General features: G+C 52.5%; 18 protein-coding genes and 5 tRNA genes. 10 read left to right on the top strand and 13 right to left on the bottom strand.

Features of this window, described 5'->3' with window-relative positions; translation table 11 throughout:
- Nucleotides 1–19: 19 nt before the first annotated feature.
- The 3 genes from IM314_RS16755 to IM314_RS16745 form a co-directional block, all read right to left on the bottom strand.
- A tRNA-Lys gene (locus IM314_RS16755) sits at nt 20–95 on the bottom strand.
- Between the two features lie 4 nt (nt 96–99).
- Nucleotides 100–175 (bottom strand) — tRNA-Val (locus IM314_RS16750).
- Nucleotides 176–216: 41 nt separating this feature from the next.
- A tRNA-Val gene (locus tag IM314_RS16745) sits at nt 217–292 on the bottom strand.
- A 258-nt stretch (nt 293–550) separates the two neighbouring features.
- Between IM314_RS16745 and gltX the strand changes: the two genes are divergently transcribed.
- A complete protein-coding gene (gltX, locus tag IM314_RS16740) occupies nt 551–1,966 on the top strand; it encodes a glutamate--tRNA ligase (RefSeq protein WP_045631029.1) in 1,416 nt (471 codons plus the stop codon).
- 51 nt (nt 1,967–2,017) lie between these two features.
- Here the strand turns inward: gltX and IM314_RS16735 are convergent, their stop codons facing one another.
- Nucleotides 2,018–2,401: a YfeC-like transcriptional regulator gene (locus IM314_RS16735; protein ID WP_032644902.1), complete on the bottom strand. Its 384-nt coding sequence runs from the start codon at nt 2,399–2,401 to the stop codon at nt 2,018–2,020.
- A 1-nt stretch (nt 2,402) separates the two neighbouring features.
- A complete protein-coding gene (locus IM314_RS16730; RefSeq protein WP_028013988.1) occupies nt 2,403–2,765 on the bottom strand; it encodes a YfeC-like transcriptional regulator in 363 nt (120 codons plus the stop codon).
- A 217-nt stretch (nt 2,766–2,982) separates the two neighbouring features.
- On the opposite strand from IM314_RS16730, the gene IM314_RS16725 reads away from it, so the two are divergent.
- The 3 genes from IM314_RS16725 to IM314_RS16715 all read left to right on the top strand — a co-directional run bounded on the left by IM314_RS16725 (nt 2,983) and on the right by IM314_RS16715 (nt 5,580).
- Nucleotides 2,983–3,058, top strand: a tRNA-Ala gene (locus tag IM314_RS16725).
- A gap of 41 nt (nt 3,059–3,099) precedes the next feature.
- Nucleotides 3,100–3,175: transfer RNA gene (locus IM314_RS16720), tRNA-Ala, on the top strand.
- 215 nt (nt 3,176–3,390) lie between these two features.
- A complete protein-coding gene (locus IM314_RS16715; protein ID WP_045631031.1) occupies nt 3,391–5,580 on the top strand; it encodes an EAL domain-containing protein in 2,190 nt (729 codons plus the stop codon).
- Between the two features lie 44 nt (nt 5,581–5,624).
- Here IM314_RS16715 and IM314_RS16710 read toward each other — a convergent pair whose 3' ends face one another.
- Nucleotides 5,625–6,812: a NupC/NupG family nucleoside CNT transporter gene (locus tag IM314_RS16710; RefSeq protein WP_008501591.1), complete on the bottom strand. Its 1,188-nt coding sequence runs from the start codon at nt 6,810–6,812 to the stop codon at nt 5,625–5,627.
- A gap of 346 nt (nt 6,813–7,158) precedes the next feature.
- Here IM314_RS16710 and IM314_RS16705 point away from each other — a divergent pair, with 346 nt between their 5' ends.
- Nucleotides 7,159–8,397 carry an Nramp family divalent metal transporter gene (locus IM314_RS16705; protein WP_045631032.1) on the top strand — a complete coding sequence of 413 codons (1,239 nt, stop codon included), beginning with the start codon at nt 7,159–7,161 and terminating at the stop codon, nt 8,395–8,397.
- A gap of 31 nt (nt 8,398–8,428) precedes the next feature.
- Here IM314_RS16705 and IM314_RS16700 read toward each other — a convergent pair whose 3' ends face one another.
- Both IM314_RS16700 and mgrA read right to left on the bottom strand, forming a co-directional pair.
- Nucleotides 8,429–8,767: a DUF2502 domain-containing protein gene (locus IM314_RS16700; RefSeq protein ID WP_041908820.1), complete on the bottom strand. Its 339-nt coding sequence runs from the start codon at nt 8,765–8,767 to the stop codon at nt 8,429–8,431.
- Between the two features lie 127 nt (nt 8,768–8,894).
- A complete protein-coding gene (mgrA, locus tag IM314_RS16695) occupies nt 8,895–9,893 on the bottom strand; it encodes an L-glyceraldehyde 3-phosphate reductase (protein ID WP_193358953.1) in 999 nt (332 codons plus the stop codon).
- Between the two features lie 185 nt (nt 9,894–10,078).
- Here mgrA and ipdC point away from each other — a divergent pair, with 185 nt between their 5' ends.
- Nucleotides 10,079–11,737, top strand: coding sequence for an indolepyruvate decarboxylase (ipdC, locus tag IM314_RS16690; RefSeq protein ID WP_193358954.1), 1,659 nt, complete (start codon nt 10,079–10,081; stop codon nt 11,735–11,737).
- On the opposite strand, the gene IM314_RS16685 is transcribed toward ipdC, so the two are convergent.
- Nucleotides 11,738–12,973 (bottom strand): ion channel protein, encoded by a 1,236-nt coding sequence (locus IM314_RS16685; protein ID WP_041908826.1) that lies wholly within the window; start codon nt 12,971–12,973, stop codon nt 11,738–11,740.
- 205 nt (nt 12,974–13,178) lie between these two features.
- On the opposite strand from IM314_RS16685, the gene glk reads away from it, so the two are divergent.
- Nucleotides 13,179–14,144, top strand: a complete 966-nt coding sequence (gene glk / locus IM314_RS16680) for a glucokinase (protein ID WP_028013981.1) — start codon at nt 13,179–13,181, stop codon at nt 14,142–14,144.
- A gap of 38 nt (nt 14,145–14,182) precedes the next feature.
- Here the strand turns inward: glk and IM314_RS16675 are convergent, their stop codons facing one another.
- Entirely contained in the window at nt 14,183–14,914 is a 732-nt protein-coding gene (locus IM314_RS16675; protein WP_028013980.1) for a LytTR family DNA-binding domain-containing protein, read from the bottom strand.
- A gap of 1 nt (nt 14,915) precedes the next feature.
- Nucleotides 14,916–16,622 carry a sensor histidine kinase gene (locus tag IM314_RS16670; protein ID WP_041908832.1) on the bottom strand — a complete coding sequence of 569 codons (1,707 nt, stop codon included), beginning with the start codon at nt 16,620–16,622 and terminating at the stop codon, nt 14,916–14,918.
- 386 nt (nt 16,623–17,008) lie between these two features.
- Between IM314_RS16670 and alaC the strand changes: the two genes are divergently transcribed.
- On the top strand, nt 17,009–18,247 hold the full coding sequence (gene alaC, locus IM314_RS16665; RefSeq protein WP_193358955.1) for an alanine transaminase: 1,239 nt from the start codon (nt 17,009–17,011) through the stop codon (nt 18,245–18,247).
- A 50-nt stretch (nt 18,248–18,297) separates the two neighbouring features.
- Here alaC and ypdK read toward each other — a convergent pair whose 3' ends face one another.
- Both ypdK and lpxP read right to left on the bottom strand, forming a co-directional pair.
- Nucleotides 18,298–18,369 carry a membrane protein YpdK gene (gene ypdK, locus IM314_RS22150; protein WP_099458937.1) on the bottom strand — a complete coding sequence of 24 codons (72 nt, stop codon included), beginning with the start codon at nt 18,367–18,369 and terminating at the stop codon, nt 18,298–18,300.
- Nucleotides 18,370–18,727: 358 nt separating this feature from the next.
- The gene (gene lpxP, locus IM314_RS16655; RefSeq protein WP_028013977.1) at nt 18,728–19,648 is read right to left on the bottom strand and encodes a kdo(2)-lipid IV(A) palmitoleoyltransferase; all 921 of its coding nucleotides are present in this window, start codon (nt 19,646–19,648) and stop codon (nt 18,728–18,730) included.
- Between the two features lie 792 nt (nt 19,649–20,440).
- Here lpxP and tssB point away from each other — a divergent pair.
- Both tssB and tssC read left to right on the top strand, forming a co-directional pair.
- The gene (gene tssB / locus IM314_RS16650; protein ID WP_193358956.1) at nt 20,441–20,938 is read left to right on the top strand and encodes a type VI secretion system contractile sheath small subunit; all 498 of its coding nucleotides are present in this window, start codon (nt 20,441–20,443) and stop codon (nt 20,936–20,938) included.
- Between the two features lie 32 nt (nt 20,939–20,970).
- The gene (gene tssC, locus IM314_RS16645; RefSeq protein ID WP_193358957.1) at nt 20,971–22,515 is read left to right on the top strand and encodes a type VI secretion system contractile sheath large subunit; all 1,545 of its coding nucleotides are present in this window, start codon (nt 20,971–20,973) and stop codon (nt 22,513–22,515) included.
- Nucleotides 22,516–22,521: the final 6 nt, after the last annotated feature.

Raw genomic sequence — 22,521 nt, 5'->3', positions numbered from 1 at the left:
TTAGGGCGCTTTTTTACATTGGTGGGTCGTGCAGGATTCGAACCTGCGACCAATTGATTAAAAGTCAACTGCTCTACCAACTGAGCTAACGACCCGAAATGGTGGGCGATGACGGGCTCGAACCGCCGACCCCCTCCGTGTAAAGGAGATGCTCTACCAACTGAGCTAATCGCCCAATCTCAATTCTTATCTACACTGCGAGTCTACCGAAGTAGATGGTGGGTGATGACGGGCTCGAACCGCCGACCCCCTCCGTGTAAAGGAGATGCTCTACCAACTGAGCTAATCACCCCCGCTGTGTGGAGTCGCATTATAGGGAGAGTTGAAAATGAGTCAACGCATTTTCTAAAGTTTTTATTCGTTCGTCGTAAAATTAAACAAAACGATCGCAAAACGGGCGGTGGCGCATGATTTCTAAACAAAAACAGCAAACTCCGCCACGATAAAGGGATCGACATTGAGGAATCCCCCCACAGTGATAGAATATTGCCCATCGTTTTTTCCCCGGGATTTGCCGATTGCCGGCATCTTTATAACGTAAGGCCATTTCATGAAAATCAAAACTCGCTTCGCGCCGAGCCCGACAGGCTATCTGCACGTCGGTGGTGCTCGTACTGCTCTCTATTCCTGGCTTTTTGCACGCCACAACCAAGGTGAGTTCGTGCTGCGTATAGAAGATACCGATCTTGAGCGCTCCACGCCGGAAGCAATTGAAGCCATTATGGATGGTATGAACTGGCTGAACCTGCAGTGGGACGAAGGCCCGTATTTCCAGACCAAACGTTTTGACCGCTATAACGCTGTTATTGATGAGATGCTGGTCGCGGGCACGGCGTATAAGTGCTACTGCTCCAAAGAGCGTCTGGATGCGCTGCGTGAAGAGCAGATGGCGAACGGTGAAAAACCGCGCTATGACGGCCGATGCCGCCACGATCACAGCGAGCATGCCGCTGATGAGCCATGCGTGGTGCGTTTTGCTAACCCGCAGGATGGCTCGGTGATTTTCGACGACCAGATCCGTGGCCCGATCGAATTCAGCAACCAGGAGCTGGACGATCTGATCATACGCCGTACCGACGGTTCCCCAACCTATAACTTCTGCGTCGTGGTTGATGACTGGGATATGGAAATTACCCACGTTATCCGTGGTGAAGACCATATCAACAATACCCCACGCCAGATCAACATCCTGAAAGCGCTGAATGCACCTGTTCCGGTCTATGCGCACGTCTCCATGATCAACGGCGACGACGGTAAAAAGCTGTCTAAACGTCACGGTGCGGTCAGCGTCATGCAGTATCGCGACGACGGCTATCTGCCGGAAGCGCTGCTGAACTATCTGGTGCGTCTGGGCTGGGCTCACGGCGACCAGGAGATCTTCAGTCGCGAAGAGATGATCGAACTGTTCTCTCTGAGCTCTGTGAGCAAATCTGCCAGCGCATTCAACACCGACAAGCTGCTGTGGCTCAACCATCACTACATCAATACCATGCCGCCGGAATATGTGGCGACTTACCTGCAGTGGCACATTGAGCAGGCAAACATTGATACCCGAACTGGCCCTGAGCTGGCGGACCTGGTAAAACTGCTCGGCGAGCGCTGCAAGACGCTGAAAGAAATTGCCGAAAGCTGCCGCTACTTCTATGAAGAGTTTGATGAGTTCGACGCTGACGCCGCGAAGAAGCACCTCCGCCCGGTTGCGCGTCAGCCGCTGGAAGTGGTGCGTGACAAGCTGGCTGCGCTCACCGAGTGGACCGCTGAGAATGTGCATCACGCCATTCAGGCGACCGCAGACGAACTGGAAGTGGGCATGGGCAAAGTCGGTATGCCGCTGCGCGTTGCGGTGACCGGCGCGGGTCAGTCTCCGGCGCTGGACGTGACTGTCCATGCCATCGGCAAGTCACGCAGCGTGGCGCGCATCAACAAGGCGCTGGATTTTATTGCAGAACGTGAAAATCAGCAGTAATTAAGCCATCTATAAGAAAAACGGCAGGGTATCCTGCCGTTTTTTTTGCCTTTATTCGGCAATACCCAGACGAGCAAGAAAACCGCGTATGCCTTCGCGCTTCAGTAAGGTATCCAGACGCTGCTGTTCAAGCTCAGTCATACTCTCCAGCGTTTCGATAATGCCCGGACGCAGACGTGAAGGCTGTTCATTGTAGGATGAGGCCACCTCAGCCAGATGATAAACCGCCTGGCGGTTACGGATAGCCGGGAGGCTCATAATATGCTCCTTCACGCGTGCATCAACGTGAATGAGCCGCGCCCGACCGCCTTTTACGCCATTGAGTCCTTCGGTTTTCCACCCCTGCTGCCGTATCCAGCGATTTACCGTTTGTCTGGCAACACCCAAATTCTCCGCCAGCTCTTCCGTGGTCATTTTGCTACGTAGTCTTTTCATATTAATTCTGGTCGCGAATCCCTAAACGTTGCAACAAACCGGTAATCCCTTCCCGCAATAGTAGCGATGTCATCTGCTTCTGCTCTTCCGGCGTCATTTCATTGGCCAGCGTCAGGAGTAGGGTATGAAGTGAACCGTCAGTGCTGATGCCGTCAGGCATAGCGGATGTTTCCGTTGCCCGGCGTGCGCTGCGGATAAAGTCACGCACCTTTTCGTTCACATGCACCAGGCGCGCTTTACCCCCCTGGACACCGGGCTTGGGCGACGTTATCCAACCCTCTTTGCGTACCCATTTATTGATGGTCTGTCGGCTATAGCCAGTGAGCAGGGCTAACTCTTCCGGCGTCATTCGTTCCTTGATCATGCAATTTCCTGAATATTCGTGGGGTTAATTAACGGCTCATTTTATAGCACCGTTTTACGTGAAAACGTGACAGGCTTAACTCATGACTGCGAGCAGGCTCGCAAAGTGATTCATTTGCATGATTTTTCGGCGATTGAACCGCGGCTATTGATTTTGCCGTTGACACTCCGCGGCGGAATTCATATTATGCCGCCCGTCAACATGACAGCTTTACGATGGGGCTATAGCTCAGCTGGGAGAGCGCCTGCATGGCATGCAGGAGGTCAGCGGTTCGATCCCGCTTAGCTCCACCAAACTCTGAACCCAACAGAGTGTGGTTAGTAAAGTCACATGTGGGGCTATAGCTCAGCTGGGAGAGCGCTTGCATGGCATGCAAGAGGTCAGCGGTTCGATCCCGCTTAGCTCCACCAAAATTTTAAACCCTCGTCAAAAGACGAGGGTTTTTTTTATGTTTTTGTAACACCCCTCAACGTATTTTGTTGCCAAAATGGTTTTTTTCCATATCCCACCTCAACCGAAATCAATAAATCAGTCTATAAATAGACTTCAACTTGATTCGCGTAATTAATAAACCTATTATCCATGCGGTCAATGATATGAATGGATAATAATCTCCCACAGCTTAATGAATAGAAAATCGTATAATAATGTAAAGATATTTATAATTGCTCTGGCGATCTGTCTGATTGCGGTTCCCGTTTCCCGTTATCTCTCCCCGCGTGCAATTGTTAATGAACACGACGTTTATTTAGCGTGGCTCCCGTTAAGCGTTATGCTGGCGATTATGCTGTTATTGGGGCGCCGCGGTATTCTGCCTATTCTGATAAGTTTTATGGTTGCTAATATATTTAACGTTAATTTAGCACCACTACAATATTCAGTATTACTGTTCTGTCAGACTTTCTCCGTATTCGCTGCCTGCGGTGTTCTGCGCCTTCTGCTGGGCCGGCGATGGCGCTACTGTATGCCCAACAGGCACATTGGGTTACGCATATTTTGGCTCGGCTTTATGGTGCCGATAGGCATTAAAATGTCGATGTATCTCGCTGGCTATTTCTTTGATTTTCCGGTCACAATCTCAACTTTCTTCGGCGAAGGAACGGTAATTTATAACGTTGTTGATATTCAAAGCCTGATATGCGCGGCGATGATTTTTACCATGATGTTCTATTATCCGTTAAGAATGATTATTAATCCTCGTTATGCCATCAAGTTCTGGCGGCGAAGTGTGAAGCCCGTGTTTTTACACAAGAAATCATTATATATATTCGTCTGGCTGATGCTGTTAATCGCCATCATCGCAATTTTATGTGCGCCTTTTGAGTCGCCTGTTATTGCGGGCTATTTGATGCCGATAATTTTCATTCTCTTTACGTTAGCGATTAGCCGTCTGAGCTACGCGCTTATCTCTCTGCTGTGGGCCACCTCTGCGCTTCTGCTGTTGACCTACAACTACAACTTTCTAAACGGAGTGGAGTCGGGCCATTCGCTCTCCTTTATCCTGTCGGTACTGATCTCATTTGCTATCTGCCTGCTTTATATGTCGCGTATCTATCAGCGAAGCGAATGGTTGAAGCAGGGCTGGCAGGACAGAGCGCTCACCGATCCGCTGACAGGATTACCCAACATTCGTGCGCTGGAAGATTTTCTCCTCGACCACCCGGATGCCAAAGTGTGTTGCCTGAGAATGGATAATCTGGAGTTTTTGAGCCGCCATTACGGCATTCTCATGCGGGTGCACTGCAAACGAATGATCACGTCCTCTCTCCAGCCGCTGTTGCAAAAAGATGAGACGCTTTTCCAGCTGCCGGGAAGCGAGCTGGTGCTGGTATTGCTTGGGCAGGGAACGGCCGAGCGCCTCCAGCATATGGTTGATAGGCTGAACAGCCGTAAGATTTTCTGGAACAATACCGGGCTGGATATCGAATTTGGCGCGTCCTGGGGAATGGTCGAAAACGGTGAGAAACTGCACCACACGCTGGGGCAACTGAGCTGGCTGGCCGAGCAATCCTGCGGAGCGCACAACGTTCTTGCGCTGACGAATAGCCTGGAAGCTGCATCAGGACAAACAACGGAGCGTGTCCTGATGCTGGCGCGGATTAAGCACGCCCTGGAGGCGGGGCAGTTCCATTTGTATGCGCAGCCGATCCAGAAGGCGGACGGTAGCGGGTACTACGAAATTCTGGCGCGTATGGAGAGCGAGGGCGAGATCATCACCCCTGACCGCTTTATTCCCCTGATTGCCCAGTTCAACCTCAGCCACCGGTTTGATATGTGCGTCATGGAAAAACTACTGCTGTGGCTGCGCGATCACCCAGCGACGCAGGCTGGCGCCCGTTTCTCTGTCAATCTGATGCCGCTTACGCTGATGCAAAATGAGGTGGCGACTGAGATTTGTGCGCTCTTTGAACGGTACGGCGTTGCGCCTCAGGCTGTCGTGATTGAGATCACCGAAGAGCAGGCCTTCTCCAATTCCGGCTGCAGCATCCACAATATTCAGCAGCTGCGGGATTACGGTTTCAGGATTGCCATCGATGATTTTGGTACCGGCTACGCCAACTACGAGCGTCTGAGACGCCTGCAGGCAGACATCATTAAAATTGACGGCTGCTTCGTGAAAGATATTTGTACTGATGATATGGACGCAATGATCGTCCAGTCGATATGTAATCTGGCGAAGACGAAATCACTGTGCGTGGTGGCCGAATATGTTGAGACGCCAGCGCAGCGGGAGATGCTGTTACGCTTCGGCGTGGACTATCTCCAGGGCTACCTGATAGGCAAACCCAAACCGCTGGAAGAATTGCGGGCATAAAAAAACCGGGAGTAAGACTCCCGGTTTTTTTTTTACGGTAAACGTTACAGAACCAGCGCAGCGATAGAAGCAGACAGGACGCTCACCAGGGTGGAGCCGTAAACCAGTTTCAGGCCAAAGCGAGAAACCACGTTACCCTGTTCTTCGTTCAGGCCTTTAATCGCACCGGCGATAATACCGATGGACGAGAAGTTCGCGAAGGAGACCAGGAATACAGACAGAATGCCTTCCGCACGTGGAGAGAGCGTGCTGGCGATTTTCTGCAGATCCATCATCGCAACGAATTCGTTAGAAACCAGCTTGGTCGCCATGATACTGCCTACCTGCAGCGCTTCATGAGCCGGAACACCCATCACCCATGCGACAGGGTAGAAGATGTAGCCCAGGATGCCCTGGAAGGAGATGCCCAGCACTGCGGCGAACAGGGCGTTCAGTGCGGAGATCAGGGCGATAAAGCCGATCAGCATCGCGGCAACGATAATCGCCACTTTGAAACCGGCCAGGATGTACTCACCCAGCATTTCGAAGAAGCTCTGACCTTCGTGCAGGTTAGACATCTGGATGTTCTCTTCGCTGGCGTCAACACGATACGGGTTGATCAGCGACAGAACGATAAAGGTGCTGAACATATTCAGAACCAGCGCTGCAACCACATATTTTGGCTCCAGCATGGTCATGTACGCGCCCACGATAGACATGGAAACGGTAGACATCGCGGTTGCCGCCATGGTGTACATGCGGTTACGGGACATTTTGCCGAGGATATCTTTATACGCGATGAAGTTCTCAGACTGACCGAGGATCAGGGAACTTACGGCGTTGAAAGATTCCAGCTTGCCCATGCCGTTTACTTTGGATAACAGGAAACCAATGCCACGAATAACGAACGGCAGAACGCGGATGTGCTGCAGAATACCGATCAGCGCGGAGATGAAGACGATTGGGCACAGTACCTTCAGGAAGAAGAATGCCAGACCTTCGTCGTTCATTTTACCGAAGACAAAGTTTGTCCCTTCGTTGGCGAATCCGAGCAGTTTTTCGAACATTTCGGAGAAGCCTTTCACGAAGCCGAGGCCTACGTTGGAGTTCAGGAAGAACCACGCAAGTAAAACTTCAATGACCAGCAGCTGGACAACATAACGAATACGAATTTTTTTGCGGTCTGTGCTGACCAGCAATGCGAGTGCAGTAACGACAACAAGTGCCAGGACAAAATGAAGGACGCGGTCCATATTTGCTCCAAATATGAGGCAGGTTTAATTTTCGTGCACATTCTATGTAACAAGCGAAAAGAAAACGAGATCAGGGACACACTATAGTTACATCCTGTGACGAGTCTCAAAATTAGTGATCCACAATACATTTTTGTTATGTTAGGTAAATGAGTGAAAAGTTAAGTTTGTGTGCTACGCTTCACAAATGACCGCGCATTTTCACATTCTGTGATGTCGCACCACCTGCCCATCTATTGTTCTTAGCTATCAGAGAAATCATTTTAAACTCTCTAAATGATCTTGATAATCATTCTCATTTTGATAGCATTAAACATAGCAAAGGCTATATTTCCAGAGGCAGATAATGACAAACAGTCGCGTAGAGGGTAGCAGTGGTAGAGCCGCGCGCAAGTTGCGGTTCGCATTAATGGGACCTGCTTTTATTGCTGCCATCGGCTATATCGATCCGGGTAATTTTGCGACCAATATTCAGGCCGGGGCCAGTTTCGGCTATAAGCTGCTGTGGGTGGTCGTCTGGGCAAACCTGATGGCGATGCTGATTCAGATGCTCTCTGCAAAACTGGGGATTGCCACGGGTAAAAACCTGGCGGAGCAAATTCGCGACCATTATCCCCGTCCGGCGGTGTGGCTCTACTGGGTTCAGGCGGAAATTATCGCCATGGCAACCGATCTCGCTGAATTTATCGGGGCAGCGATTGGCTTTAAGCTGATTCTGGGTGTGTCGCTGTTACAGGGGGCGGTGCTGACCGGGATTGCCACATTCCTGATCCTGATGCTGCAACGTCGGGGTCAAAAACCGCTGGAGAAGGTCATTGGTGGCCTGCTGCTGTTTGTTGCTGCGGCGTACATCGTCGAGCTGATTTTCTCACAGCCGAATCTGGCGCAGCTCGCGAAAGGCATGGTGATCCCAAGCCTGCCAACCTCGGAAGCGGTTTTCCTGGCCGCCGGGGTCCTTGGGGCAACCATTATGCCGCATGTCATTTATTTGCACTCCTCGTTGACCCAGCATCTGCACGGCGGGACGCGTAAAGAACGCTACTCGGCAACCAAATGGGATGTGGCAATCGCCATGACCATCGCGGGTTTTGTGAATCTGGCGATGATGGCCACCGCAGCCGCCGCTTTCCACTTTAACGGTCATACTGGTGTCGCCGATCTCGACCAGGCTTACCTCACACTCGAGCCGTTACTGAGCCATGCTGCTGCCACGATATTTGGTCTGAGCCTGGTTGCCGCCGGTCTCTCCTCCACGGTGGTGGGGACGCTGGCAGGACAGGTGGTGATGCAGGGATTTGTTCGCTTCCATATTCCATTGTGGGTGCGTCGTTTTATCACCATGCTTCCGTCGTTTATCGTGATTATGATGGGGCTCGATCCAACGCGAATTCTGGTGATGAGCCAGGTGTTGCTGAGCTTTGGTATTGCGCTGGCGCTGGTGCCGCTGCTGATTTTCACCAGCAATAAAACTCTGATGGGCGAACTGGTTAATACGACGCTGGTGAAACGGGCCGGGTGGGCCATTGTGGTGGTCGTCGTGGCGCTGAACTTGTGGTTGTTGGTGGGAACCGCGCTGGGTCTTTAACAAAAAAGGAGCCGCAGGGGCTCCTTTTGGATTAATGATGATGGCCGTGACCATGACCTTTGCCGCGACCCCAGCCGCGACGGTCGTCACGATCCCGCCAGCCTTCACGGTAACCGCGCTCATAGGCGTTGTCTTTATACCAGCCGCGGTGTCTGCCGTTGTCATGTTTCCACCAGCGATCGCCGCGCCACTCATAGTGACGGTGCCAGTAATCACGGTCGCGCCAGTAGCCACCGTCCCAGTATCTGCCGTAGTCGTCACGATCGCCAATTTGTAATTTTACTGATGGCAACAGGGTGATTTCGCCCGCAGTGGCGACGAGCGGGGCCGAAGCCAGTAATACCGCTGCAAGAATCAGTGACCTGAACATACTCTTTCTCCTTCACGATCGGGGCCTTCGTGGGGCCTGTTAACGCAATATTACGAGTTGGTAAAGGCTCGTTTCATCGCCTCAACTCCGAATTCCCGAGGGAGAGCACTTTTTGCTAAAAGTGGTTTTATTTTGAACTGCTCAGGATCTGGTCGATTAGGGAAAGTTCTTCTGCGGTAAACTGGCGGTTTTCCAGCATACCCACGGCATCATCAATCTGAGCCGTTTTGCTGGCACCGATCAGTACCGACGTGACCTCCTCATGGCGTAACACCCAGGCAAGCGCCATCTGCGAGAGTTTCTGGCCGCGGCTTTCTGCCAGGGCGTTTAGCTGGCGCACCTTCTCAAGCTTCTCTTCGGTGATCTGTTCCGGGTTAAGGAATTGACTGCCGCTTGCCGCACGGGAATCGGCGGGAATACCGTTAAGATACCGGTTGGTCAACTGTCCCCCTGCCAGCGGCGAGAAGGGAATACAGCCGACCCCTTTTTCCTGCAGAACATCCAGCAAACCCTCTTCCGGCGCACGTTCGAACATCGAGTATTTCGGCTGGTGGATCAGGCAGGGCGTGCCCAGGTCATTCAGGATATCAATCGCTTTTCGCGCCAGCTCGGCAGGATAGTTGGATAACCCGACATACAGGGCTTTGCCCTGGCGCACCAGATGGTCAAGCGCTTTCATGGTTTCCTGCAGCGGCGTTTCCGGGTCAGGACGGTGATGATAGAAGATATCGACATATTCCAGCCCCGTGCGCTTCAGGCTTTGATCGAGGCTTGCCAGCAGATATTTACGCGATCCCCAGTCGCCGTAAGGGCCGTCCCACATGGTATATCCCGCTTTCGTGGAGACGATCAGCTCGTCGCGCCAGGGCAGGAAATCCTCCTGCAAAATACGGCCGAAATTACGCTCGGCGGACCCCGGCGGGGGACCATAGTTATTGGCAAGGTCGAAATGTGTAATACCCAGATCGAACGCGCGCTGTAAAAGTTGACGGCTATTTTCGATAAGCGTAGCGTCACCAAAGTTATGCCACAGCCCCAGCGAGACCGCGGGCAACCTGAGTCCGCTTCGCCCACAGCGGCGATACTCCATTGTCTGATAACGATTTTTTTCCGGCTGATAACCCATTCGTATGACCTCTCGTGCTGAAGAGAAAAATCAGTGTATACGTTTACATTAACGTGAAAAAAAGCAGCATAGCCCAGCATTTTTTGTAAAGCATTCTTTCCATAGCCTTCTTATCACCAATTCTGGACAGCCATCACGCTTATTTAATACTCAAAGTGAGGTCAACATCAGAAGGATACCTGTTTATGCGTACCCCGTACTGCGTCGCCGATTACCTGCTGGACCGTCTTACAGATTGTGGAGCCGATCATCTGTTTGGCGTGCCGGGCGACTATAACCTGCAGTTTCTCGACCACGTAATAGACAGCCCGGATATCTGCTGGGTGGGCTGTGCCAACGAGTTAAACGCCTCTTATGCCGCTGACGGATATGCCCGCTGTAAGGGCTTCGCCGCGCTGCTGACGACGTTTGGCGTCGGCGAATTAAGTGCCATGAACGGCATTGCGGGCAGCTATGCCGAGCACGTTCCGGTGCTGCATATTGTTGGCGCGCCGGGGATGGCGTCTCAGCAAAGGGGGGAACTGCTGCACCATACGCTGGGCGATGGTGAGTTCCGTCATTTTTACCATATGAGCGAGCCGATCACCGTTGCACAGGCGATCCTGACCGAACAAAACGCCTGTTATGAAATCGACCGGGTACTGACGACGATGCTCCGGGAACGTCGCCCCGGCTATTTGATGTTACCTGCCGATGTGGCAAAAAAAGCCGCCACGCCGCCTGTAAACGCTCTCACGCTCCGGCATGCCCATGCCGATAGCGCCTGCCTGAAAGCGTTCCGGGAGGCTGCGGAGCGTCAACTGGCAGCGAGTAAACGTACCGCGCTGTTAGCGGATTTTCTTGTCCTGCGCCATGGGCTGAAGAACGCGCTGCAGAAGTGGGTGAAGGATGTGCCGATGGCGCATGCCACGATGCTGATGGGCAAAGGCATATTCGACGAACGTAACGCCGGTTTTTACGGTACCTACAGCGGTTCGGCCAGTGCCGATCCGGTAAAAGAGGCGATAGAGGGAGCGGATACGGTGCTGTGCATCGGCACGCGTTTTACCGATACTCTGACGGCCGGGTTTACCCATCAGTTAACACTGGCACAGACGATAGAAGTCCAGCCTCATGCCGCCCGCGTCGGCGATATCTGGTTTACCGGCATCCCGATGGCCCAGGCCATTGAAGCACTGCTGGAGCTGTGCAAACAGCATATTCACGATAAGCCTGTTCCGGCATCGCACAGCGCGATGAATTTCCCTCAGCCGGACGGCTCGCTTACTCAGGAGAATTTCTGGCAAACGCTGCAAACGTTTATTCGCCCGGGAGACATCATCCTGGCCGATCAGGGCACCTCGGCCTTCGGCGCGATTGACCTGCGTTTGCCTGCCGACGTTAATTTTATCGTCCAGCCGCTGTGGGGCTCGATCGGCTACACCCTGGCCGCAGCGTTCGGTGCGCAAACGGCATGCCCGAACCGGCGGGTGATTGTGCTGACGGGGGATGGCGCGGCACAGCTGACCATTCAGGAGCTCGGGTCAATGTTGCGTGATAAACAACATCCCATCATTCTGGTGCTCAACAACGAAGGATACACGGTTGAAAGGGCAATTCACGGGCCGGAACAGCGTTACAATGACATTGCGCTATGGAACTGGACGCAAATCCCGCAGGCCCTGAGCCTCGATCCTCAGGCCCAGTGCTGGCAAGTCAGTGAAGCGGAGCAGCTGGCGGACGTGCTGGAAAAAGTGGCGCACCACGAGCGGCTCTCGCTAATTGAGGTGATGCTGCCAAAAGCGGATATCCCGCCGCTGCTGGGAGCGATTACCAAAGCGCTGGAAGCGCGCAATAGCGCCTGATTATTTGTCGTTTCGCCAGGCCATCATCATCGGTTTGCCCGCCAGCAGGAGCCAGGCGGGCAACATCACGATGCAGAGCAGCGGGAACAGCGTCGAATCCGGCACCACCACCGCCGCCATAAACAGGCTCAGCCATGCATCGCGCGTCACCACCAGTACCAGCCCCAGAATAGAGCAGGATACGGTAATCGCCGCCGGAACCGCGTCGACATGCTCGTGCAGCATCAGCCCCAGCGCCACGCCGACAAACACCGCCGGGAAGATACGCCCGCCGCGGAAACCGCACGCTGCAGCAACGACAAGCGCCGCCAGCTTGATGACGGCAAACAACAGGTAATCGGACACGCTAAACACCTGGCTGAAGGCCAGCTGCTGCATCTCGTCCAGACCTTTGAACAGGGTCACCGTTCCGCCAATTGCCCCTAAAACACCGAGGATTAGCCCCCCTGTTCCCAGAATCAATACCGGATGTTTGAGTTTATGCACCAGCCGGTGCAGGCGCGGAAGACACCATACCGCCACCATGCCCAGCGCGATGGCGATCGCGACGACGATGGCGCCGCTGAATATATCTGCAATCCGCATCTCTCCGTAGTGCGGCAGAGAGAGGGAAAAATGGGGATGGAAAAACAGGCTTGTCGTCAGCGCGCCGGCAGCCGCGGCCATCAGTGGAGCGAAAAGCTTATCCCAGAGCGGGACGTCGTTATCACTGGCCAACGTCTGAGAAAAGATCAGGGCAGCAGCGACAGGCGTGCCAAAAAGCGCCCCGATGGTGCCTGCGGAGGCGAGGATCGTCCAGTCCAGCGCGCCGACGCGAGGCAGAATGCGTGCGCCGAGGAACACCGCCAGGCCAATATTCACCGCCATAATCGGATGCTCGGGACCCAGGCTGACGCCGCCCGCCAGGCCCACGATCAACGCGACGATCAGCCCCGGCAGTGCAGAGGGGGGAACCGGGGCGCCAATCAGGGGTTCCAGCGCCGGGTCCGGTCCGGCGTGGCCGGGACTGAAACGGATCGCCAGACCCACCGCAATACCGGTTAACGTCAGCATCAGGATGATCCACGCCGAAGAATCCGCGGTGACCCCCAGTTTTGCCGGAAGCGCTGTCCATAAGAGAGTTTGCAGCACCGACGCGATTTTCATCACGACGATAAGGACCAGGCTTGAGGCCACGCCAATGATCAGCGCCGGAATTGCCAGCAACAGCATGGTTCTGGCTCGCGGGTGGAGCATGATGATTTCCTTGTACAAAATGCAATGACGTTACTTTGCACATTAAGCCTTATGGCAATAGTGCAAAAGGTGCTGAAACGGTAAAGTTATTCTGTGACGAAGATCGATAATCCATGGGCATTCACCTTCCGGTCGTTGTTGTTATCACGCCTTGAATTTACAGTGTCCCAAAGATTTATTCTGACTTTAGCGGAGCAGTAGAAGAATGACAAAGTATGCTTTGGTAGGTGATGTGGGCGGCACGAACGCGCGCCTCGCATTATGCGATGTAAGTAGCGGTGAAATTTCCCGGGCGAAAACCTATTCCGGGCTGGATTATCCAAGTCTTGAGGCCGTTGTTCGCGTCTATCTGGAAGAGCATCAGGTGAGCGTCGAAGACGGCTGCATCGCCATTGCCTGTCCGATAACCGGCGACTGGGTCGCAATGACCAACCATACCTGGGCATTCTCCATCGCAGAGATGAAAAAGAATCTCGGTTTTGCGCATCTGGAAATCATCAATGACTTCACCGCGGTGTCCATGGCGATCCCGATGCTGAAGCCGGAGCACCTGATTCAGTTTGGCGGCGCTGAACCGGTCGAAGGCAAGCCGATTGCGGTTTACGGGGCCGGTACCGGCCTGGGCGTGTCGCACCTGGTGCACGTTGCTCAGCGCTGGGTGAGCCTGCCGGGTGAAGGCGGCCATGTGGACTTTGCGCCAAACAGCGAAGAAGAGGGCATTATCCTCGAAGAGTTACGCGCGGAGATCGGCCACGTTTCCGCCGAGCGCGTCCTGTCAGGACCGGGGCTGGTGAACCTGTATCGTGCGATTGTGAAATCGGACGGTCGTCTGCCGGAAAACCTGCAGCCGAAAGACGTCACTGAACGCGCGCTGGCGGACAGCTGCATCGACTGCCGTCGCGCTCTTTCGCTGTTCTGCGTCATTATGGGACGGTTCGGCGGCAACCTGGCGCTGACGCTGGGCACCTTTGGCGGGGTCTATATTGCGGGCGGGATCGTGCCGCGCTTCCTCGACTTCTTTAAAGCCTCCGGTTTCCGCGGCGGGTTTGAAGATAAAGGGCGTTTCAGAAGCTACGTACAGGACATTCCCGTTTATCTCATCGTGCATGATAACCCAGGCCTGCTGGGTTCGGGTGCCCATCTGCGTCAGGTTCTCGGCCAAATCCTCTGATGCCTCATTACCCTCTCCCGCGGGAGAGGGCTCTTTCATTACAGGTGCATCAGTTGGCGGAACTCTTTCACTTTGCTGCGGCTCACCGGTACCTGAAAATCCAAATCCTTCAGGCGCAAAATATAGGTGTTGTTAAACCACGGTTCGATCTCGCGGATCTTATTTAAATTGACGCAAAACGAACGGTGGCAGCGGAAAAAGTGGGCTGCCGGAAGCTTGCTGCAGAATTCAGTAATGTTCATCGCCATGACATACGATTCCCGCCGCGTATAGACAAACGTCATCTTTTCGTGCGCTTCGGCGTAGTAGATATCGTTGACCGGGGTCACGATGATGCGCTCATCTTTGACCAGATTAATGGTGTCGTTTTCCCGTATCGTCGGGCTGGCGGTAGCCGGAGCGCTCTGTTGCTGCCATGCGGCCTCCAGCTTTTGCAGCATGCTGACAATTCGCGACTCCTGGTAAGGCTTCAGAATATAGTCAAATGCCTCCAGCTCGAAGGCTTCTACGGCATGCTCTTTCCATGCGGTAACGAACACAATAAACGGCTTATGGGCAAACTGATTGATATTTTGCGCCAGCAGCACGCCGTCCAGCGAGGGAATATTGATATCCAGAAAAATCGCGTCAACCCGGTTATGCTGCAGAAACTTCAGCACGTCCAGACCATCATCAAACGTACCCACAATCTCCATCTGGCTGTGGGTTTTGATAAGCCAGGTTAGTTCCTGTTGAGCCAGGAATTCATCTTCAACGATGATGACTTTCATATTACTCACCCTGAGGTAATAAAGATGTCGCCGCATGAACAGGGGAGCGCTCATTCGGGACGTAAAAAGCGATTTCAGTGCCTGGTTCAAGACGGTGAATATGCAGCCCGTCGCCGTAGAGAAGCTTGACTCTGTGGTGCACGTTCAGCAGCCCGATTTTATTCCCGGGCATCTCGTTAGACTCCACGCGCTCAATGACTTTTGGGTCAATCCCGTGACCGGTATCGCGTACCGCAATTCGCACCCGGTTGCCGCTTTCGGTGATGCTGATGGTGACCACACCTTTGCCTTTACAGGGCTGAATACCGTGAACAATCGCGTTTTCAACCAGCGGCTGGATCAGCAGGCTCGGGATCACGCAGTTGACCTCTTCATCAATATCGTAAATCACCGTGAGCTTGTCGCCAAAGCGCGCCTGTTCAATCGCGATATAGTCTTTGATCTGATAAAGCTCTTTTTTAATGTCTATCTGCTCGTCATCTTTCAGTTCGATGTTGTAGCGCAGATAGCGCGACAGGTTAAAAATCAGCTGGCGCGCGGTGTCCGGATTCAAACGAATGGAAGAGGAGATAGCGTTGAGCGCGTTAAACAGGAAATGGGGATTAATTTTGCTCTGCAGCGCGCGCAGCTCTGCCTTATTTGCCATCTCACGCAGCTGTTCTGCCCGGGAGACCTCAAGCTGAGTAGAGATAATCTGCGACAGGCCAATGGCCATCTCCTGCAGCGTGGAGGTGATCTGATGCGCGTGGCAGTAATAAATTTTCAGCGTGCCCGTCACAACGCCTTTTTCCCATAGCGGGATCACCAGCATCGAGTGAATTTCCGGCGTTCGGTGAGCTTCATCATTGTTTTTAATGATGATTTTTCCGTAGTTAATCGCCTGTCTGGTGGTCGGACTAATGGTGTCATCACTGTCGCGATAGTTGTGTTCTCCAACGCCTACGTAGGCCAGCACGTGGTCGATATTGGTGATGGCGACGGCGTCAGCGTGAATGTCGTGGCGGATGATCTCGCAGACCTGGCGCAGCGACTCCGCGTTAACGTGGCGAAAGAGCGGCAGCGTTTTGTTGGCAATATCCAGCGCCAGCTTGGCCTGACGGGCGGCGCTGGCCTCTTTTTCCCCTTCAACGCTCTGCACCAGCAGCACGATAAAACCGATGCAGACGCTGCCCAGGATCATGGGAATACCGATTTTCGAGACGATATCCAGCCCCAGCGCGGTGGTGGGGGCCCAGACGACGACCAGGATCATGGTCAGCGTTTCGCACACCATGCCCGCAGCAATCCCGGCGCGCCAGCGCTGTTTTTTGGGGATTTTGCGGCCGATCCAGCCGGAAAGCACCCCGGCGATAATGCTGGTGATAAAGCATGGCACTGCCGTTACGCCACCGATATCAATCAGGTAGCGATGGGTCCCGGCAATCACGCCGGTGATGACACCCACCCACGGGCCAAACAAAATTCCGCCGGACATGACGGCGATAATGCGCACGTTAACCAGCGAACCCTCTACCGGCACCCCGGACCAGGTGCTGAACAGTGCGAACAGGGAAAAGATGGCGGTAACCGCCAGCAGCTCTTTCGGCGAGTGTGCGGATTTATGCAAAAGCTCGCGAAACAAGCGAATGCGAATCAGGAAGAACAGGCAAATCAGCATTAATGCCGCACGGTCAAAAACCGCCAGCAGCATAGTGAATATCTCGTGCACGGAGCAGACCTGGGCAAACGGGAAAGAAACATGATAAAAAACCTGGGGCGTATTGACCAGCTATCCGTCGGGTTTATCAAATGAGGAAAAACCATATTTTACAAAGGGGATTGTCAGGTGAGGATTGATGCTACCCGATTTTTTCTCAGCGCCAAATCACCAGGTAACTGTTTTGATATCATTGTGTTAAATAACGGCTAACGGAAAGCCAATATCAGAACCCTGTTTCCATTTTCAGGCATTGCTGTGTTCCGGTTTTCACGGGGGCGCTTTTTTTTCATTTCCCTCTCGACAGGGTGATTTTTTTCAGGTTATTTTCTAAGCACGCCACATCGGTGGCAGCGTCGCTCGGACGGTCCGGGCGCTAACGTTAATCTGAGGAATCTATGGCTGAATTCAGTCCTGAACGCCGTTTTACGCGTATCGATCGTCTCCCCCCTTATGTTTTCAATATCACTGCTGAACTGAAGATGGCTGCGCGTCGGCGCGGCGAAGATATTATCGATTTCAGCATGGGTAACCCTGACGGCCCAACGCCACCGCATATCGTTGAAAAGCTCTGCACGGTTGCCCAGCGCCCGGATACGCACGGCTACTCAACCTCGCGCGGTATTCCCAGGTTACGTCGCGCGATCTCGCGCTGGTATCAGGATCGTTATCAGGTTGATATCGATCCTGAAAGTGAGGCGATTGTCACCATCGGCTCGAAAGAAGGGCTGGCACATCTGATGCTGGCCACGCTGGATCACGGTGATACGGTGCTGGTACCCAATCCAAGTTACCCAATCCATATCTACGGCGCGGTGATTGCCGGGGCGCAGGTTCGCTCTGTTCCGCTGGTGGAAGGTGTCGATTTCTTTAACGAACTGGAACGTGCCATTCGCGAAAGCTACCCGAAACCCAAGATGATGATCCTCGGTTTCCCGTCGAACCCAACGGCCCAGTGCGTGGAGCTGGATTTCTTCGAGAAAGTTGTCGCTCTGGCCAAGCGTTATGACGTGCTGGTGGTTCATGATTTAGCCTACGCCGATATCATCTATGACGGCTGGAAAGCCCCGTCGATAATGCAGGTTCCGGGCGCGCGTGACGTGGCGGTGGAGTTCTTTACCCTGTCGAAAAGCTACAACATGGCGGGCTGGCGTATTGGCTTTATGGTGGGTAACAAAACGCTGGTAAGTGCACTGGCGCGTATCAAGAGTTACCACGATTACGGTACTTTCACGCCGCTGCAGGTTGCCGCTATTGCCGCTCTGGAGGGCGATCAGCAGTGCGTTCACGACATTGCTGCTCAGTATAAACGTCGCCGCGACGTACTCGTAAAAGGGTTACATGAGGCTGGCTGGATGGTGGAGATGCCGAAAGCGTCCATGTATGTCTGGGCGAAAATTCCGGAACCGTACGCAGCGATGGGATCGCTGGAGTTTGCTAAAAAGCTGCTGCAGGACGCGAAGGTGTGTGTGTCCCCGGGTATCGGCTTTGGTGATTATGGCGACACCCACGTGCGCTTTGCTTTAATCGAAAACAGCGACCGTATTCGTCAGGCGGTGAGGGGCATCAAGAGTATGTTCCGGGCCGATGGCCTGCTCTCAGCAAAGAGCGTTGCTGAAAACCCCGTGTCCTCATGACAAAAAAACAGGAGCTAAATGGCTCCTGTTTTTTTGACTGCATGTTCTCACTAGATCATCAGGGCAAAGGTTCCGGCCCAGACTAAAACGATCACCGAAATGCCCATAAAGAAATATTTCACGTTTCATCGCTCCGCGTATCTTGTGGTACGCATTTAAAAACAGAGTCCAACTGATTATAGAGAACTGAAATCCCGGCTAAACAGAAATGAGAATTTTCCCGTTACGCCGATGACTCCCGCTCAGAATTCTGTGCTTTCCTGGTGCCAGACGGCGCTAATGTACGCTTAAAAATGAGGGGTGACAAGAGGGATTTTTTTAAATAATTTCCGCCACTTACGAGTGTCGTGGAACGGCGACAGTTTGATTTCACAGCGCAATAAATTCACTTTGGGCGACGCCATCAAAGACGGTTTTGCAGTGAGATGACAGGTGATTGAAAAGGCTAGTTTCTTAGCGAAACTAACCTTCATGCAGGGCTTAAATATAGAGGGAGGCTTCGCCAAGAGGACGCGTTTTGAAACGGCGATGCATCCAGAGATATTGCTCCGGTGCGCGCATGATTTCAGTTTCGATGACCTTATTGATAAACGCTGCCGCTTCACACTCGTTTTCCGGATAGTTAGCCATTTCCGGAGAGATGTGCAGACGGTAGCCTGACTTATCCGCTTTTCTCACCATCGTCACGGTCAGCATGGAGGCACCTGACAAACGCGAAATGACGAAAGTCCCGTTGGTCGTCGCTACATCCTTCACGGCAAAGAAGGGGGCAAAGCTGCTGCCTTTGCGTCCGTAATCCTGGTCAGGAGCGAACCAGACGGCCTCACCTTTCTTCAGGGCGCCAACCATACCGCGCAGGTTGTTACGGCTGATCATCGCTTTATTGGAGCGCATGCGGCCTCGCGTCTGAACCCACTCCATTAGTGCACTGTTGTGCGGTCTGTAGGTTGCCATCATTGGCTGACAAAGGCCCATCACGCGCCCGCCAAGCTCCAGGGACATAAAGTGCACGCCAACAACCATCACGCCGCGTTTTTGCAGCTGAGCGCGTTTAAGGTTGTCCAGTCCTTCTACATCAAACCATTTGCGGACGCGTTCATCCGGCCAGAACCAGGCCATGCCGGTTTCAAGCAGCGCCATGCCGATGGATTTAAAGTTTTCAGAGATCAGTTTTTCGCGCTCTTCAGCATTGTACTGAGGAAAGCAAAGCTCGATGTTTTTACGCGCGATAGATTCGCGACGCTTCAGGAAATAGCGGGATGCGCTGCCCAGTTTCGACCCCAGCATACGCAGCACAGGGTAGGGGAGTTGTACCAGCAGCCAGAGAACGCCAAGACCAAACCATGTAAACCAGTAACGCGGGTGTAAAAACGCGCGTTGAAATTTGGATTGAGACAAAATAGAGAAACCTATGTAGAGCCGGTGAAAGTAACGCTTAGTGCGATACCACGTGCCTATTAGACCGTAGTACAAGGTCATGGTTGCAGGCTTTACCGATCTTTACGGCGTTACCTGGCCATAGCTGACGTTGGGTGGGCGGTATAATGTAACACCGTTATACGATATGTGCTATTACTCGTTTTTGATTAAAAAAGAGACGATCCAGGAGGTGTTTGATTTTACAGATTTTATAAACAGCCGCATTGAGAGCATCCCTCCTTCTTGGGCGGCGAGCAGAAGCCTCTGTGCAAGGATAAAGTCAATTCACGAACAAGCACGGTATTAATGATTGACGACTCGTTAAGTATCCGAAAATGAATTTTTTACTACATATAATAAATAAGAATTTTCATAAGGAAAAATCTTATATATTATTCATGCTATCAATAAAATATTCACTTTTCATAATTTTTCGTTTCTTCTTTTTTTGCGTTCCTCAATAGCTTCTTTCAGTTAATTCATGCTTTTTTGACAAAGTGTCGTGATGCAAATCAAAATAAGTTGTTTTTATTAGTATCTCACTGGTTGCGATCCTTTTAACGATATAAATATTTGGTTTGCGCGAAAAGAGTAGTTTCTTTTTCTGCCTTGGCAGGGCATTACACAATAATAGTTTAGCAGAAAATTCTTAAGAAATTTCTCATTTTGGGTTAATGATCTGCGTATTTGATTTTGTGTCGATCATTATTCTATTATTGCGCATCAACGCGATACCGTGAAGTTGGCATAGCAAAACCAAAGAGGGATGATGAGATGGCTGACAGTTTTCAGAATGAAGTGCCTAAGGCACGTATTAACCTAAAGCTTGACCTGCATACTGGCGGAGCAAGCAAGAAAATGGAATTACCATTGAAATTGCTTGTTGCGGGTGATTTTAGTAATGGGCAGGACACAGCGCCAATATTTGAGCGCGAAAAGATTAATATCACGAAGAACAATTTTGATAGCGTTCTTTCCGAATATTCCCCAAAAGTTAATCTGACCGTTAAAAATACGCTGGCTGATGATGGCGGTGAAGACAACATTCAGCTGACTTTCCAGAGCATGAAAGATTTCACGCCAGAGCAGGTGGCTGCTCAGATACCGCAACTGAAGGCGATGCTGGCGATGCGCAACTTGCTCCGTGATTTGAAAGCCAACCTTTTGGATAACCAGACTTTCCGAAAAGAGTTGGAAAAAATCGTTCTTGACCAGTCGCTTAGCGCTGAGTTGCGAAATGAATTATCCGCACTGGCGTCAAAAAAATCGTAACCATCAGGCTGTTTTAACGGATTAATCAAGGAATGCTCATGTCTGTACAAAATAATATTACTGGCGGTGAAAGCGTGGTGCTGGAGCGCCCAGCAGCGGGTGGGGTTTACGCTTCCCTGTTTGAGAAAATCAATCTGAGCCCGGTCTCTGAGCTGAGCGCGCTGGATATCTGGCAAGATGCGCAGGCGATGTCGGATGCCACCGCCGATGAACGTCTGACTGCAGGTATGCAGGTCTTTCTGGAGTGTCTGACCAAAGCAGGCTCGAAAGTCGAAAAACTGGATAAAAGCCTGATTGATCACCACATCGCTGAGCTCGATTTTCAGATCAGCCGCCAGCTGGACGCTGTAATGCACCATGATGAATTTCAGGCGGTTGAGAGTCTGTGGCGTGGGGTGAAGTCGCTGGTGGATAAAACCGATTTTCGCCAGAACGTGAAAATTGAGCTTCTGAGTATGTCTAAAGAAGACCTGCGCCAGGACTTTGAAGACTGTCCGGAGGTGATCCAGAGTGGTCTTTATAAACACACCTACATCGACGAATATGATACCCCGGGCGGCGAGCCGATTGCGGCGCTGATTTCCGCTTACGAGTTCGACGCTTCAGCGCAGGATGTCGCTCTGCTGCGCAATATCTCTAAAGTCTCTGCTGCGGCACATATGCCATTTATCGGCTCGGCAGGCCCGAAATTCTTCCTCAAGGATTCAATGGAAGACGTTGCTGCGATTAAAGATATTGGTAACTATTTTGACCGCGCCGAGTACATCAAGTGGAAATCGTTCCGCGATACGGACGACGCGCGCTACATCGGTCTGGTGATGCCCCGCGTACTGGGACGTTTGCCGTATGGCCCGGATACCGTTCCGGTTCGTAGCTTCAATTATGTCGAAGAAGTCAAAGGTCCGGATCACGACAAATACCTGTGGACCAACGCATCGTTTGCTTTTGCGTCCAACATGGTGCGCAGCTTTATCAATAATGGCTGGTGTGTACAGATCCGTGGGCCACAGGCTGGTGGTGCGGTTCAGGACCTGCCTATCCATCTGTACAATCTCGGTACTGGCAATCAGGTAAAAATCCCGAGCGAAGTGATGATTCCTGAAACCCGTGAATTCGAATTCGCGAATCTGGGCTTCATTCCTTTGTCCTACTACAAAAACCGCGACTACGCCTGCTTCTTCTCGGCTAACTCCACGCAGAAACCGGCGCTGTATGACACCGCAGATGCAACGGCGAACAGCCGCATCAATGCGCGTCTTCCGTACATCTTCCTGCTGTCGCGTATCGCCCACTACCTGAAGCTGATTCAGCGCGAAAACATCGGAACCACTAAGGATCGCCGACTGCTTGAGCTGGAACTGAATACCTGGGTCCGCAGCCTAGTGACCGAAATGACCGATCCGGGCGATGAACTTCAGGCGTCTCACCCACTGCGTGACGCGAAAGTGGTGGTGGAAGATATTGAGGATAACCCGGGCTTCTTCCGCGTGAAATTGTACGCTATCCCGCACTTCCAGGTGGAAGGGATGGACGTCAACCTGTCGCTGGTTTCCCAGATGCCGAAAGCAAAATCGTAAGGTAAG

This window comes from Enterobacter cloacae complex sp. P42RS, from assembly GCF_014930595.1.
Classification (GTDB): domain Bacteria; phylum Pseudomonadota; class Gammaproteobacteria; order Enterobacterales; family Enterobacteriaceae; genus Enterobacter; species Enterobacter bugandensis.
Note: the sequence above shows the minus strand (reverse complement) of the source record. Positions and strands in the feature narration are given on the sequence as shown.